The organism is Arthrobacter oryzae (assembly GCF_030718995.1).
Classification (GTDB): Bacteria; Actinomycetota; Actinomycetes; order Actinomycetales; family Micrococcaceae; genus Arthrobacter; species Arthrobacter oryzae_C.
This window is the reverse complement of sequence record NZ_CP132204.1, coordinates 580,215-594,351: the sequence shown is the minus strand read 5'-3', so window position 1 is coordinate 594,351 and position 14,137 is coordinate 580,215. Positions and strand designations below refer to the sequence as shown.

The following is a 14,137-nucleotide window of genomic DNA, read 5'->3' as shown; positions in this document are numbered from 1 at the left end:
TCCCCGGTAAATCCAAAGTAGCCGCAGCTCTGGCCGAATTCATCCATCCTATGGATAAACTGGGATAATCCTCAGCCGACTGTCTGGGAGTTGTGGCGATCCTGCGGCAACTGCGCTTCTTCATGTGGTTTCCCATGGCAGGCCTGTGGGTCTTGCACGCGAGTACCCTGCTTGAACCCAAGTACTTTTGCCCACTCCTTTAAGGTGAAAGTCGGGTACCGGCGAGTGTTGTCGCGGCATAATGCCGCATGACAGCCTGAAATCAACGGTCTCCGTAGGTCTCACCGTCAGAGTCCGCAGATGATAAATCTGTGAAGCGCCCGGGCTGGGACTGCCAGCCCCAGGCCTCACCAGGACTCGGGGGCTCTCATGCAACCACAGGCTTGCTCCAGGCGGGGTGCCCCCGGGCTTTCCAGGATTCTCCGCGCGTCACTTGCCTTTGTCTGCTCGGCGGCGACGGTTGCCGGGCCGGCGCTGCCGGCTACCGCGGCGGACAGCCGGGCCACCGTCACCGTTACGTCAGGTTCGCTGGGCCTCAGTTCTGCTCCTGCAGTTGTAGCCCTTGCTGTTCCCGATCCCGGCGTCGACGCCGCCGTCACAATCCGCGACATTACGGTTGCTGACAATCGCGCCGGGACCATCGGCTGGAGTGCCACGGTTACCCTTACCGACTTCACAGGCACAACGACCGGAGACCGTCTTTCCGCCGCCGGAGCCGCCTACACGCCGACGGCGGCAACAACCACCGGCACCGCAGCCGTGACGGCATCCTCGGCAACCGATCTCTCAATGCCCCGCGTTATTCAGGCTGCCGCCGGCGTGTCTGGCAACAATGCCGCTAGCTGGAACGCGGAACTGAGGGTTAATGTGCCCGAAGACGCCATGGTGGACACGTACACTGCAACGCTGACGTACTCCGTGTCCTAACCAAGGCGGCAATCATGGCCGAGCCGCCCCTCGGACGCTTCGAGGCGTTAGCCCGCCGTGAACGCCGAGCTGGTTACGGAAACGAGTCCGGGGCTCGTGGCGATCAGCGTATATGTACCGGCCGGGTTGGCGGAGAGTTCGCTGAAGGTGGCCACGCCCCCGACCGCGCCCTGGATCAGGGTTCCGCCCAGGTTGCCCCGCTTGGCGGTCTTGTCTATGGTCACTGCGGCGTTGCTTGAAGTTTGCAGGTTTCCAAACTGGTCAAGCACCAGCACCGTAAAGGGCGCAATCTTCTGGCCCGCGGCCGTATTCGTAGGCTGCTGTCCGAAAGTCAACTTGGCGGCAGCTGCCGCTGTCACCATGACTTGGGTCGTCGCCGTGCCCAGATATGTCGAGGTTGCGGCGATGCCGTGCGACCCGGACTTGGTGTCGCCATAGAAGAACGACGCCGAGGAGGCGCCCGCTTGGATGGCCACAGTGCCGACGGCTGCGCCGCCTGCCGTTGCGGCGAAGACCGTGGTCCCGCTGGAATCCGAGCTGAGCGTAAGAGTGAGCGCGGTGCCGCCTGTGGCTACGGGATTTCCGTAGGCGTCCTGGCGCTCCACCGTGACGGGACCGATATTGGCAACCGCGGAAGCTGAACCGCTGGGCGGCGCGGCGTTGGTGATCACCAGCTTGCTGGCCGCGGCCGCGGTGATGGCGAAACTGCTGCTCCCGGCGCCCGCGTATCCCGGGCTGGAAGCGAGCAGGCTGTAGCCGCTGCCGGCTTTGTCCACGGAGAGTCCGGTGAACGTGGCCTCACCGAACAGGTTCGTGGTGGCGGTCAGAGTGCCGGCCAGGGTGCCGCCGCCCGGATTGTTTCCCATGCCGATAGTCACTTGGACGCCGGGCTTCATTAATTTGAGCCCCAAGGCAGTCCGAAGCTCCACTGTTAAGGCTTGTAGGGAAGAGCCTGCCGTTGTACTACCGGCCGGCTGGGTTGAGAAATTGATGGTGTCCATGTTGTTGACGATGACGTTTCCACTTGCGGTGCTGACCGCTGTCCAGGTGCGGTGCACTGCCGTAACGACGTACTTGTACGTGCCGTCCGGAACGGAGGAGTCCTCGCAGCTGGTGCCGGTGATGAGGGCAGAGGGGCTGCTGCCGCAAGCCGGAATTGAAGTGGCGTCGGCTATGCGGGCAACGTAGTAGCCGGTGGGTGCGATGACTCCCCCCGATGCGGTCCAGCTCACGGCAACGTTGGTAGCGCTGGCAGCCGGTACCGTCACACCGGTGGGTGGGGCGAGGGTGGCGACAGCCGCCGTCGTATTCCCCGTACCTATTCCTGGCCAGTAGGCGGCCGCGGCCGTAGCGCCCAGGAGGGCCGTGGCCATCATGGCGGCGCCCGCCAGGATGCCCCGGCCAAACCGGCGGTGAAACAGCACCAGCCCCCGCCGGAAGCACCGTGGGCTTCCGGGGGAACTGGTGTTGCGCCTGCCGGACATTCGCACCTTCTCGACATTGGCTCAGGGGGTGGTAGGGGGTGCCACGTTCACCGTTGGGGAGTCAACATGGCGTATTGAGGAGTGCTGGTATGCCGTTCCTTTGTCAGCTGGCGACGAAGTGAAGGGGCACAGTGACGTTCTTGCAGCCGTTCTGGTTAATCCCTGCGCGGTCCTTCATCTGCAGCGTCACCGTTCCGGAGGCGGTCCCGCCTGCGGGAATCTCTGTGGCCGTCAGTGCGGGGGTGCCAAGCGCAAAATCCGCAGAGGAGCAACCGCTGCCGGAATCCCACAGCGTGCCTTCCGTGTCGGCCACGGTGACGTTAACAGCGGACAGCTTCTGGACTCCCGAGCCGGGGTTGGTAACCGTGAAGGTGAGCGTCTGCGTGGGGCCTCCGGGGGACAGAGGCCCCCCGCTGGTCACGGTGCTGGTAATGGTGAAGTCCGTGGTGTTTCCGGTCTGTGCGGTGCCGTCACCCTGGCCCATAGCGCTCCAGTATGCAAAGGCCGCACCTCCGCCGACCGCCAGGAGTGCCGCGGTGGTGATAACAATGCGCTTTTCGCGTCCAGCAACCTTGCTCATGTCAAGCTCCCCTTGAAATTTTGCGGCGTATCCGCAGACCTTCGAAACCTGGCCGGTTCCGATAGGTAAACACTTGTTGGCCTGCATCAAGCGGCAACCAAGGAAAGCTCAAGATTCACTCAAAGATATTTCTGTAACTGCTGTAACACGATGCCTGGAGTGAAGCGCTGTCAGGAACCGGTCCGAGCATCCCGTGACGCGCCCAACTTGGCCTCCGTTTTTTGCCTCTGGTCGTGTTGTGTCTCCGTGAGATGGGCAATGTGCTGTTCCAGATGCTGCCGGAGGCCCACCTCGGCCTCCAGTTCGGGGCGGGGCAGCCCGCGGACCAGTTCCTCGGCCGTCCGCAGCACGGACCGCCCGCGGGGCGTCAGCCGGACACTCCTGCTGCGTCCGTCGCCCGCGCCGCGCTCCTTGGTCAGGAGGCCCAGGTCCCTGAGACGGTCCAGGATCTTGCCCAGGCTCTGGGCTGTAATGCCCAGCTCATCGGCCAGCAGGTTCTGGGTTGCCGGGCCAAGCTCCTCCACGCAGTCCAGCGCGTCGAAGGACGATTTGGTGAGCCCCAGGCCGACGAGTCTGCGGTTGATCCTGCGCTCATCCAACCGCGCCGCCGTCGACAAAAGGCGGTGGGTGGACCATCCTGCCGGTCTGTTCTGCTGGGCCAAAGCCATGTGCTTGTTGCCTGCCTTCCGGGAAACCGCTGCTGGGGCACGGTAATGGGTTTGCGGGTAAAGCCTCCACCTAATAGTAAGCATGATTACTATTAGGTGTGTAAGCACCCGCATCATCCGGGTGTTTCGCCACCCGTGGGCTGAGAACCCCAGAAAGGCAGAGATGCTCCTACTCTTCGGCCTCAAGACCGTTGTGCGCGCATTGCCCGGCCGGTATTCAGCGTGCCGCTACTGCAGCCAGTACGTGGAGCAGTACCTCGAAGAAAGGGCGTCCAAATTCACCCTGTTCTTCATCCCGATTTTCACCATGTCCCGCAGCTACCGCATCACCTGCTCCAACTGCGGGCAGCGCTCGTCGCTGTCGAAAAGGGGGATGAAGGCACTGGCCCGCCGGTAGGCGGTGAATGAAAGATGTACCGATGAAGGTATTGATCATGACACTGGGGACGCGCGGTGATGTCCAGCCGTTCATAGCGCTGGCACGGGGTTTAATGGCCGCAGGGCACGAAGTTGTACTCACCGCGCCGCAACGGTTCGAGGGTTCGCTGCCGGCCAAGGCGTGCCGTTCGCGGGCGTGGACGACGGCCCGATGCGGCTGATGGACGACCCGGCGGCGGCAGGCGAAGTGATCGAAGGCGGTTTGCGCGCGCGGCTGCAGCAGGTGCGGACTATGCCGGCGATGTTCACCGAATTGCTGGCCGACTGCTGGGAGGTCGCATCGCACGGAGCGGGCGCCGGAGCGGATCTTGTGGTGCATAACGGCCAGATCATCGCCGGGCAGCACGTTGCCGAGAAGCTGGACATCCCGGCGGTGCTGGCTCTGCCGATACCGATGTACGTGCCCACCAGGGAGTTTCCCTGGCCGGGCGCGCCCATGCCGTCCTGGCTGCCTGCCGCGGCTAATCGGGCCACATTCCTGGGGATGAAGGCCCCTGCGGCAATCTTCGGCCGGGTGGTTGACCGGTGGCGCGAGGACACCCTGGGGCTTCCGCGCCGGCGCGGACGGCACGACCCGCTGCGCCGACCGGACAGCGGCCATGCTCCGGTGCTGCACGCGTTCAGTCCCTCGGTGCTGCCCCGCCAGCGGACTGGCCGGACACCGTGCACACCACCGGCTACTGGTTCCTTCCGCTCTCGGACGAGGCCCTCCCGCCGCAGGTCGAGGAATTCCTCGATGCTGGCGACCCTCCGGTGTTCATCGGATTCGGCTCAATGTCATGCCGGGACCCCGCGCGCACTACCGCCCTCGTGTTGGAAGCCGCACGACGGGCGGGGAAACGCTTGGTCATCGGCGCGGGATGGGGTGGACTGGACGGCCGCATACAGGGTGATGACGTGCTTGTTGTTGAGGACGTGGAATACCTGAAATTGTTCCCCCGTATGGCAGCTGTTGTGCACCACGGGGGCGCCGGCACAGCCCCAACGCCGACTCACAGCCGCTGGCCTGGCCACCGCGGTCGCCACCGCCGCCACGAATCCGGAAATGGCGCGAGCTGCCCAAGAACTGGGCGGCCGCATAGGAGCCGAGGACGGAATCTCCGCAGCGGTGACCGCGCTGGAGGGTATAGCGGTGCGAAGGTCCCGGGGCTAGCCGATGATGGGTCGTTCTTCGGGGAGTTGGTATAGCCGTGGGCGGGACGACAGTGCCAGTGCCGAGGCGACGGTGATGGTGCCGATGCGGCCGGTGAACATGAGAACCATAAGTACCCATTGCGCGCTGGCGGGCAGGTCGTAAGTGATCCCGGTGCTGACACCGACGGTGGCGAATGCGGATATTGATTCGAAGAGGACTTTCTCGAGGCTGTGGTCCGTGAACATCAGGAGGAGCAGTGTGCCGATGACGACGGCGGCGACTCCAAGGAGCGCAACTGAGAGGGCCTGGCGTTGGGCGGAGGAGCTGATGGAGCGGTGGGCGATGGTCACGTGTTCACGGCCCCGGATCTCGTTCCAGATGGCGAATCCGAGAACCAGGAACGTGGTGATCTTGATGCCGCCGGCGGTACCGGCGCTGCCGCCGCCAATGAACATCAGGATGTTGGTGACCATAAGGGTTTCCGGGGCTGCGGAGGCGTAGTCGATGGTGTTGAACCCTGCCGTGCGGGGAAAGACGCTGCCAGCCAGGGTTGCCAGTAGTTTCCCGCCCAACGTCATGGGGCCCAGAGTTTCATCGCGGTTCCATTCAAAGGCACCGAAGAGTGCGAACCCGGCGGCCAGGAGCAGCAGCGTGCCGTAGACGGTCAGGCGCAGGTGGACGGTCCAGTCTTTCATCCTGACGCCGCCCCTGAGGAGGGCGATGAGTACAGGGAATCCTAGCCCTCCGGCGATCACTGCCAAGCAGACAGGGATGATGATCCAGGGGTCGTCGGCGAAACCGATCAGGCTGTCGCTGTAGAGGGCAAAACCGGCGTTGTTGAACGCCGAAACAGCGTGAAACGTCCCGTACCAGAGGGCGGTGCCTGGATTGCCTTCGTAGGCAAACCAGAAGCGGACGGAGAGTAAGACAGCTGTGACTGCTTCGAAAGCGATCATGATCCTGGCCACCCGGAACAGGACGGAGCGGACGTCGCCGAAGTTCAGGGTGTGTGTTTCGGACTGAGCGACGAGCTGGCCCCGGAGCCCGATGCTCTTGCGTACGAGCAGTGCCAGCAAGGTTGCCAGGGTCATGATGCCGAATCCGCCGACTTGAATCAGTCCAAGGATCACGGCGTGGCCGAAGGGCGTCCAGAATGTGGGGGTGTCGACTGTGATCAGGCCTGTGACGCAGACGGCGGAGACGGCGGTGAACAGCGCGGGGAGTACAGGGTCCGCGTCCGCAGCCGTGCGCGCGGCGGGGAGCATGAGGAGTCCGGAGCCCAGGAGGATCACGCCGAGGAACGCCAGAGGCACTGACCGGACGGGATGCAGCAGCCCACGTCCGACGCTGTCGCCCTGGGCTTTGATCCGTGGCTGCAGCCGTCCTCCGTTTCGTTGCTTGTCCTGACGGAACTGCGGGTCTTTTGGTTTGCCGGTGCGGGTGCTCACTAGGACGTCTCCTCGGTTTCAGCTTCTGCCTCGACGTTGCGGATGCCGCGCGGGCGGCCGGCGCTGACCCACGCCCCGTACAGGACGGCTGCGATGATCAGGGCTGCGGCCAGACTGATAATCGGCAGGCCCCGGGAGAGGTTGGCGATCAGGGTGAACGCCACCACTGCGGCGCCTGCAATGTTCATGATGAGGTAGCCGCGGCGGCCGTCCCGGTGGGAGAAGATCGCCATGGAAAGCAGACCAGCGAGGAAACTCAGAAAAACTGACACAGCGTAATAGAGCACAAGTTCCTGGTCGACGCCGCCAGCTAAGGCGGTGACGGCACATGCCATCGCGATGAACAGCGCCACACCCCAGTACGGGGTGTGGTGGGTGTTTGTGCGTCCCAGTGGGGGAGGAAGGATGCCGACAGCATCGCCTTGTCGGTTGGTGTGGCGGGCGAGGGCCTTGAGGAGGCCGGGGCCTGCCTGGAACGACGAGCTTGCGGCGGAGAGAAGCAGCAGGGCGGTCACGAGCTGGAAGGCGGCGAAGACCGGTTCGGGGGCGGCCAGCCGGGCAAGTTCTGCGATCTGGGTGCTGTCCTCGGGTGGGATGCCGACCTGCAGGTGTGCCGCTTCGAGCGTTAGGCCGAGCGTGATCGAGCCGACGATGCCGAGAGTCAGCCATAGCGTGATTCTCCCGAAGTGGCTCCGGCCGGCATCATCGAGCTGGCCCAGCTGGGCGATTGCCGAAGACGGTGCTTCCACGCCCGTGGCCAGGGCCATGGCCACGGGGAAGGCCAAGACGACGGCGATGATCGGAGGGTGTCCCGGTGCGTCGGTGATGGTTCCCACTTGTTGGGGTGTGGCGCCGAGGCCGTAGAGGAGGACGAGGGCGGAGACGATGATGAATGCCACGGTCATAGCGGCGAACACCAGCCGTCCCAGGTGCCCGAACCACGTCGCTGCCCCGACGAGGATGACCAGGGCCAGTGCCAGTATCAGCCGCCACGGCGCCAGGACGGGAAAGTAAGCGATCGCCGCAGATGCCCCGGCCGAGACGCTGATCGCGATCGTGAGGACGAAGTCCACCACCAGCGCGCCGATCGGGATGAAGGACCACCGGTCCCCGAAAGCTTCGCCGACTGCTGCCGAGGCGCCGCCGCCCTGCGGGTACCGGATTACCAGTTGCCGGTAATTGAGGATCACCAGGGCAATGATTGCCACGACGAGAACCATTGTGGGCACGAGCAAAGCCAGGTCACCGTTCAGGGCCCGAAGAGCTGCTTCGATGGCGTAAGCGACTGAAGACACAGGGTCTGCCATCACGGCAAAAGAGAATGCCAGCAGTAGTGCGGTCCGGGAATGGAGTGCACCGGTGAGGCCGCGCCTTGGTGCTACCTTGTCAGGTGCCGGCATCGGATGGTCCCTTTCCCTTGGTCGGTCCGCCCTGCCTGCACCGGTCCCTGGCCCGGCAGGACTGCCGAGAACATCTGGGAGCCTAACACCGGAAATTTGCCGCAGGACCGGTCGGGCGCCGGTCTTTACGAATCCTTAACGCCGCCGGTTTCCGGGAAGCGGCACCTGTGGCCTATCTGGGCCCCGGCACGCCCAGGACCTGGCGCCCGGAAGAACGTGCCGACCTTCCGGGAGGGCTCCGTGGCTTGTATGCTGTGGATCGGAGAGCCGGGAAGCCTGGTCGGCCCGCGGGCGATGCCCACGGAACGTCCCCGGCGACCGCCTCGGGCGTTCGAGTGACGACCTGAGGAGCGGACCGCTCATGAATGCAGCGACACAACCTGTCATCGAGACCCGGGGCCTTGTCAAGGATTTCGGCAGTACACGGGCACTGGACGGCCTGAACCTGAGCGTCGCCGCCGGTGAAATCCACGGTTTCCTGGGCCCCAACGGTGCGGGCAAGTCCACCACCCTAAGGGTGCTTCTGGGACTGATCCGCCCCACTGCCGGTACGGCCACAGTGTTCGGCCTGGATCCCTGGGCTGACCCTGTGGCCACGCACCGGGACATCGCCTACGTCCCGGGAGATGTGAGCCTGTGGCCGAATCTTTCCGGCGGAGAGGCCATCGATCTGCTCGCCGGCCTGCGCGGAGGCGCCGACGCGAATCTGCGCCGCGAGCTCATCGAGGAGTTTGAGTTCGACCCGCGCAAAAAAGCCCGCACCTACTCCAAAGGAAACCGCCAGAAGGTTGCCCTGATTGCCGCCTTTTCCCGCCCCGCCCGGCTGTATCTGCTGGACGAACCCAGCGCCGGCCTGGACCCCCTGATGGATTCCGTGTTCCGCCGCCAGATCGAACGAGTCACCAGGGACGGAGCCACCGTCCTGCTCTCCAGCCACATACTCAGCGAAGTTGAACAGCTGTGTAACCGGATCACCATCATCCGTTCCGGAACCGTCGTCGAAACCGGGACCCTAGGTGAACTCCGGCACCTGAAACGCACCCACTTCCGGGTCACCGGCCTAGCTGAGCCGGCACGGCTGGCTGGGATGCCCGGCACCCACGGGCTCAGCGTCGATGGCGGCGCTGCCGAGTTCGACGCCGATGCCGCCAATCTGGGGGCAGTCCTGGCCGGCATCGCCGAGCCTGGAATCAGCGGTATTTCGGTGGCTCCACCGTCCTTGGAATCGCTGTTCCTGCGGCACTACAGCGACGGCAACGGCAGCGAGGTGCGCTGATGCCCGGCGTGCTGCGACTGGCATGGTTCCAGGCACGCAGGGACCGGATAGCCCTGCCCGTCTGGATCCTGGGCATCACACTGCTCGGCTTCGCGACCTCCAGCGCCGTCGCCACCCAATTCGGTGACGAGCCCTCGCAGGCAGCGATCCTTAAGCTGGCAGCGTCGAACCCCGCGTTCCTCTTCCTTCGAGGCCTTCCCGACGGCACCGGCGTGGGGCCAGTCGTGTTTTTTCAGGGCTACGCGTTCACGGCGGTCCTGGCAGGACTGATGAGCACCTTTTTGGTGGTGCGGCACACCCGCACCGATGAAGAACTCGGACGGGCCGAACTCCTCGGTTCCGTCCCGCTCCCGCGGGAAGCGTCCCTGGTGGCAACGCTTCTCCTGGCCGCCGCCGCGAACCTGTTGCTGGCCGTATTTGCCGCCGCAGGTTACGTCGCCGCAGGGTTGCCGGTTCCCGGCTCGGCAGGTGCCGGTGCCGCCGTTGGCGTTGTGGGGATCTTCTTCGCGGGCCTCGCCGCTGTCACCGCCCAGGTGCTGCCCTCGGGCAGGGGTGCCAACGGCGCGTCTGCAGGACTGGTCGGTGCTGCGTATCTGCTCCGGGGTGCCGGGGACGCCCTCGGCACACCGGCGGCGGACCTGCTGCACGTGAGCAGTGCGTGGCCATCGCTGCTCTCGCCCATCGGGTGGGGCCAGCGGTCACGGCCCTTCACCAGCCCGGACCCGTCCGCGCTACTGGTAGTTGCCATTGCCGCTCTCGCGTTGGGAGCAACCGCAGTGCTGGTCCGGCGGCGGCGGGACCTGGGCGCCAGCCTTTTGCCCCAGCGCAGCGGCAGGGAACGGGCCGGAATCGGAGGTACGTCCTTCGCAGGCCTGGCCTGGCGCCTGCAACGTTCCACGTTGGCCGGATGGTGCATCGGGGCCGCAACCCTGGGTGCGGTGGCGGGCGCTCTTGGACCCCTGGTGAGCGAGACGGTCTCCAGCGTGGAGCCCTTGAGGGAACTCATTGCCCGCCTCGTGCCAGGCGGGCAGGCCGGGTTGATTGACGTGTTTGTGGCAGCCTTGCTGGGTGTCGCCGGGGTGTTCGCCGCCGCGGCAGGCATGCAGGCCGTGTTGCGGATGCGCGCGGAGGAGGCTGAGGGCAGGGCAGAGCTTCTCCTCGCCGCGCCGCTCAGCCGGACCCGGTGGCTCGGGGCAAACATGGTCATCGCGGCCCTGTCCGCCGTCGTTGTTTCCGGAACGGCCGGCGCCGCAGCCACAGTCGGCCTGTGGCTTTCGGGCACTGCCCACGGACCGGCAGGGTCCCTGGTCGTGGCCGCGCTGGCCCACGTTCCCGCCGCGGCGGTTTTCCTGACGGCTGCCGCCGTAGTCTTCGCCTCCGCACCGCGGCTCAGCATCCCGTTGGGCTGGGGCTTCCTGGCTGCCGGACTTATTCTGGGCGAATTCGGGGAGTTGTTCGGCCTGCCGGTATGGCTGCAGGACCTGAGCCCGTTCCGGCACTCCTTTGCCATGCCCGTGGAGGCCTTCGACCTGACCGGGGCCATGGTCCTGGCCGTCGTCGCGGCCGCCTTCGCGGGCCTCGCCGCCTACTCCATCCAACGCCGGGACGTGACTGCGTGAAATTCATCGTGTGCGTGAAAAAGTCCCGGTCATGACCCCTCAGTCCACCGGAACCAACAACACGGTGGCGACACCCGTGCCGTGGCACGCTTTGCGGTCAGACGAGGTTTTTGACGCCTTATCGTCCGGCCCCGGCGGGCTCAGCACCGCGGAGGCCTCGCGCCGGCTGGCCGACTACGGGCCCAACGAGTTGAGCGTCGCCGGGGCCACCCCGTGGTGGCGCGTGCTGCTGCGGCAGTTCACGAGCCCGCTGATCGGGATCCTGCTGGCGGCCGCCGTCGTGACCTTTATCCAACAGCACTGGGTGGACTCCGGGGCCATCTTCCTCATCCTGTGTATCAACGCAGCCCTGGGGTTTGTCCAGGAGCGCAAGGCAGAGGCGGACGTCCGGGCGCTCCAGTCGCTCTCCACCCCGTCCTGCCGGGCGCTCCGGGACGGCACCGAACAGGTGGTCCCCGGACGCGACATCGTCCCCGGCGATGTGGTGCTCCTGGAGAGCGGGGAACGGGTCCCGGCCGATCTTCGACTCGTCGAAACCAACGGCCTGCAGCTTGATGAGTCCCTGCTGACCGGCGAACCGTTCGCGGCCACCAAACACCCTGCGCAGGTTCCTGCCGATACAGGCGCCGCCGACCGGGCAAATATGGCGTTCAGCGGCACGTTCGTGGGCAGCGGCCGGGGCAAGGGAATCACCATTGCGACCGGTGCGGGAACGGCGCTCGGTGAAATCAATGCACTCGTCCAGGGTCCGCCCGGCAAATCACCGCTGCAACTGCTCACGCACAGCCTGGAGCGGCGCATCGGCCTGACCGTCCTGGCGGCACTGGTTTTCATCTTCATTGCCGGACTGGTGCTCGGCAACGACGTCTCCACCATGTTCCGCACCTCGGTGGGACTCGCGGTGGCGACCATCCCGGAATCACTTCCGATTGTCCTGACGGTCGCGCTCAGCCTCGGCGTCTCCCGGATGGCAAAACGGAACGCCATCATCCGCACCCTGCCCGCCGTCGAAACCCTGGGCTCCACCAACGTCATCGGATCCGACAAAACAGGCACGCTGACCGAGAACCGGCTGACGGTGGAGCGAATCTGGACCACCGCCGGGCTGCTGGACATAACAGATGGGGACGACGACAGCGGTGCAGCGGACACGCCGCTGGTCCGGGCCGTGCTGCGGGCCGGTGCTTTGACCAACGAGGCGACGCTGACGTCCGAGGACGAGGACCTGGAGTATTCCGGGGACGCCGTCGATGCGGCCATGGCAAAGGCCGCCGTGGCCCGGGCTGCCATCACAGAACAGGCCCGCGCAGCGGAGCCCCTGGCCCACCAGCCCTACGAACCGCACTTGAGGTACTCACAGACAGTCCACACCGATGCAGGCGGACGGCGGGCCCTGTATGTCAAAGGTTCCCCGGAAGCGCTGATGGACGCATCCGGCACCATGGCCCTGGTGAGCGGTGAGGGCCCGCTGGACCAGGCGCTGATCCATTCGGCCAACGACGCGATGGGCAGGGATGGCCTCCGGGTCATCGCCGCCGGATCCCGGATCCTGGCCGCCGACGAGGAATTGCCTTCAGCACTGCCGGCGCCGTCGGGCCTTACGTTCCTGGGCATGGAAGGTATGACGGACCCGCCGCGGGCCGGGGTGGCCGAAGCTATCGCCACGTGCCGCCGGGCCGGGATCAAAGTCATGATGATTACCGGCGACCACCCGGTAACCGCCACGGCGATCGCAAGCCGACTTGGCCTGGCGACGGACAAACCCGCACTGACCGGCGCCGAAATGGCGGAACTCGATGACCACATGCTCGCCGCACGCCTCGAGCAGTCCAGCGTCGCGGCAAGGGTCTCCCCGGTGGAGAAGCTTCGGATCGTGCACGCCCTGCAGGCAACCGGGAAGGTCGTGGCCGTTACCGGCGACGGCGTCAATGACGCCCCGGCCCTCAAAGCCGCCGCGATCGGGGTGGCGATGGGCAAATCCGGCACGGACGTTGCCCGCGAAGCGGCCGACGTGGTGCTGACCGATGACAACTTCGTCACCATCGTGCACGCCGTGGAAGAAGGCAGGGTCACCTTCGCAGCCATCCGCAAGACCACGTACTTCCTGCTCTCCACCGGTGCGGCAGCGCTGGTGGCCGTAACGTTGAGCGTGTTCGCCGATACACCGCTGCTGTTCCTGCCCGTACAGATGCTGTGGATGAATGTGGTGACCAACGGCGTCCAGGACATCGCCCTGGCCTTCGAGCCGGCGGAGGGCGATGAACTCACCCGCCCGCCCCGGCCACCGACCGACGGCATCCTCTCCCGCACGCTCTGGTTCAGGGCGGGCATCACCGGCGCGTGGATGGCCCTGGCCGTGATCCTGAGCTTCATCGTGGAACTGCACAACGGCTACCCCGAAATCCACGCCCGGACCCTCGCGCTGACCATGTTCGTGATGCTCAGCTTCTTCCAGGTCTTCAGCTCCCGGGCCGAGAATAAATCCCTCTTCCAGCTGCGACTGCTGGCCAATAAACCGCTGCTCTACACCTCACTGGCCGCTCTTGCACTGCACTGGGCCGTCATGACCTGGCCCGTCACTGCAGTGCTGCTGGAACTCACGCCGCTGAACGCATGGGAGTGGCTCCTCTGCGCGGCCGTGGGATCCACTGTCCTGGTCATCGTGGAGGCCGAAAAAGCCGTCCGCCGCTGGACACACCGCAACGACGCGGTGGAGTGAACAGCTGCCGCCCCGGGGCGGTAGCCGGCGTGCCTGGGCACGAAAAAGACCGGTCCCGCGGTCAGCCCCCAAGGCTGACCGCGAACCGGCCTCTCGTCGTCGTACTCTTACAGGACCTGAGGTCTGCTAGACCAGGGCCGGGCGGGTGGCCAGGATGTAGTCTGCGGCAGCGGCGCCTGTCATGCGCAGGCGGCTGTCCGCAGACCTGATCCTGCGGGTCTTCATCTCAGACCAGAATTCCCCGGCGGTTGCCGGGACGAACTGATTGAGCATGCACCAACTGGTGTACAGCCCGTAGAGCTGGTCTTTCCTGAGCGATGCGTCGCCGTCCTGGTCCGGAGTGGTGGCTTCGCTGAGAAAACGGTCAATTTTTGAAACGCCCATTGGGTGGCTCTTTCCGTACTGTGCGTCATGTGCCGCCGTTCGGCTACAGCGGCTGTACC

At 65.5% G+C, this 14,137-nt stretch carries 13 protein-coding genes; 6 read left to right on the top strand and 7 right to left on the bottom strand.

Annotation, left to right across the window (positions count from 1 at the left end):
- The first annotated feature begins 369 nt into the window (after positions 1 to 369).
- The gene (locus Q8Z05_RS02765) at positions 370 to 927 is read left to right on the top strand and encodes a hypothetical protein (RefSeq protein ID WP_305941977.1); all 558 of its coding nucleotides are present in this window, start codon (positions 370 to 372) and stop codon (positions 925 to 927) included.
- A 47-nt stretch (positions 928 to 974) separates the two neighbouring features.
- Here the strand turns inward: Q8Z05_RS02765 and Q8Z05_RS02760 are convergent, their stop codons facing one another.
- From Q8Z05_RS02760 to Q8Z05_RS02750, 3 genes are all read right to left on the bottom strand, one after another.
- Positions 975 to 2,351: a hypothetical protein gene (locus tag Q8Z05_RS02760; protein ID WP_305941976.1), complete on the bottom strand. Its 1,377-nt coding sequence runs from the start codon at positions 2,349 to 2,351 to the stop codon at positions 975 to 977.
- A gap of 163 nt (positions 2,352 to 2,514) precedes the next feature.
- Positions 2,515 to 2,991: a hypothetical protein gene (locus Q8Z05_RS02755; protein WP_305941975.1), complete on the bottom strand. Its 477-nt coding sequence runs from the start codon at positions 2,989 to 2,991 to the stop codon at positions 2,515 to 2,517.
- Between the two features lie 170 nt (positions 2,992 to 3,161).
- Positions 3,162 to 3,659 (bottom strand): MarR family winged helix-turn-helix transcriptional regulator, encoded by a 498-nt coding sequence (locus tag Q8Z05_RS02750; protein WP_305941974.1) that lies wholly within the window; start codon positions 3,657 to 3,659, stop codon positions 3,162 to 3,164.
- Positions 3,660 to 3,822: 163 nt separating this feature from the next.
- On the opposite strand from Q8Z05_RS02750, the gene Q8Z05_RS02745 reads away from it, so the two are divergent.
- Both Q8Z05_RS02745 and Q8Z05_RS21435 read left to right on the top strand, forming a co-directional pair.
- The gene (locus Q8Z05_RS02745; RefSeq protein ID WP_305941973.1) at positions 3,823 to 4,056 is read left to right on the top strand and encodes a zinc-ribbon domain-containing protein; all 234 of its coding nucleotides are present in this window, start codon (positions 3,823 to 3,825) and stop codon (positions 4,054 to 4,056) included.
- Between the two features lie 7 nt (positions 4,057 to 4,063).
- Positions 4,064 to 4,258 (top strand): glycosyltransferase, encoded by a 195-nt coding sequence (locus Q8Z05_RS21435; protein ID WP_371745916.1) that lies wholly within the window; start codon positions 4,064 to 4,066, stop codon positions 4,256 to 4,258.
- On the opposite strand, the gene Q8Z05_RS02740 is transcribed toward Q8Z05_RS21435, so the two are convergent.
- From Q8Z05_RS02740 to Q8Z05_RS02730, 3 genes are all read right to left on the bottom strand, one after another.
- Positions 4,176 to 4,571 (bottom strand): hypothetical protein, encoded by a 396-nt coding sequence (locus tag Q8Z05_RS02740; RefSeq protein WP_305941972.1) that lies wholly within the window; start codon positions 4,569 to 4,571, stop codon positions 4,176 to 4,178. The two genes, Q8Z05_RS21435 and Q8Z05_RS02740, sit on opposite strands and share 83 nt — an antisense overlap.
- 675 nt (positions 4,572 to 5,246) lie before the next feature.
- Positions 5,247 to 6,611: a TrkH family potassium uptake protein gene (locus Q8Z05_RS02735; RefSeq protein WP_305943466.1), complete on the bottom strand. Its 1,365-nt coding sequence runs from the start codon at positions 6,609 to 6,611 to the stop codon at positions 5,247 to 5,249.
- A 68-nt stretch (positions 6,612 to 6,679) separates the two neighbouring features.
- Positions 6,680 to 7,975, bottom strand: coding sequence for an amino acid permease (locus Q8Z05_RS02730; protein WP_305941971.1), 1,296 nt, complete (start codon positions 7,973 to 7,975; stop codon positions 6,680 to 6,682).
- 466 nt (positions 7,976 to 8,441) lie between these two features.
- On the opposite strand from Q8Z05_RS02730, the gene Q8Z05_RS02725 reads away from it, so the two are divergent.
- The 3 genes from Q8Z05_RS02725 to Q8Z05_RS02715 are packed head-to-tail and all read left to right on the top strand — an operon-like array spanning position 8,442 to position 13,694.
- Positions 8,442 to 9,356: an ABC transporter ATP-binding protein gene (locus Q8Z05_RS02725; protein WP_305941970.1), complete on the top strand. Its 915-nt coding sequence runs from the start codon at positions 8,442 to 8,444 to the stop codon at positions 9,354 to 9,356.
- On the top strand, positions 9,356 to 10,975 hold the full coding sequence (locus Q8Z05_RS02720; RefSeq protein WP_305941969.1) for an ABC transporter permease: 1,620 nt from the start codon (positions 9,356 to 9,358) through the stop codon (positions 10,973 to 10,975). The genes Q8Z05_RS02725 and Q8Z05_RS02720 overlap by 1 nt, the downstream gene beginning before the upstream one ends.
- Positions 10,976 to 11,006: 31 nt before the next feature.
- The gene (locus tag Q8Z05_RS02715) at positions 11,007 to 13,694 is read left to right on the top strand and encodes a cation-translocating P-type ATPase (protein WP_305941968.1); all 2,688 of its coding nucleotides are present in this window, start codon (positions 11,007 to 11,009) and stop codon (positions 13,692 to 13,694) included.
- Between the two features lie 126 nt (positions 13,695 to 13,820).
- Here Q8Z05_RS02715 and Q8Z05_RS02710 read toward each other — a convergent pair whose 3' ends face one another.
- Positions 13,821 to 14,078 (bottom strand): hypothetical protein, encoded by a 258-nt coding sequence (locus Q8Z05_RS02710; RefSeq protein ID WP_305941967.1) that lies wholly within the window; start codon positions 14,076 to 14,078, stop codon positions 13,821 to 13,823.
- Between the last annotated feature and the right edge of the window lie 59 nt (positions 14,079 to 14,137).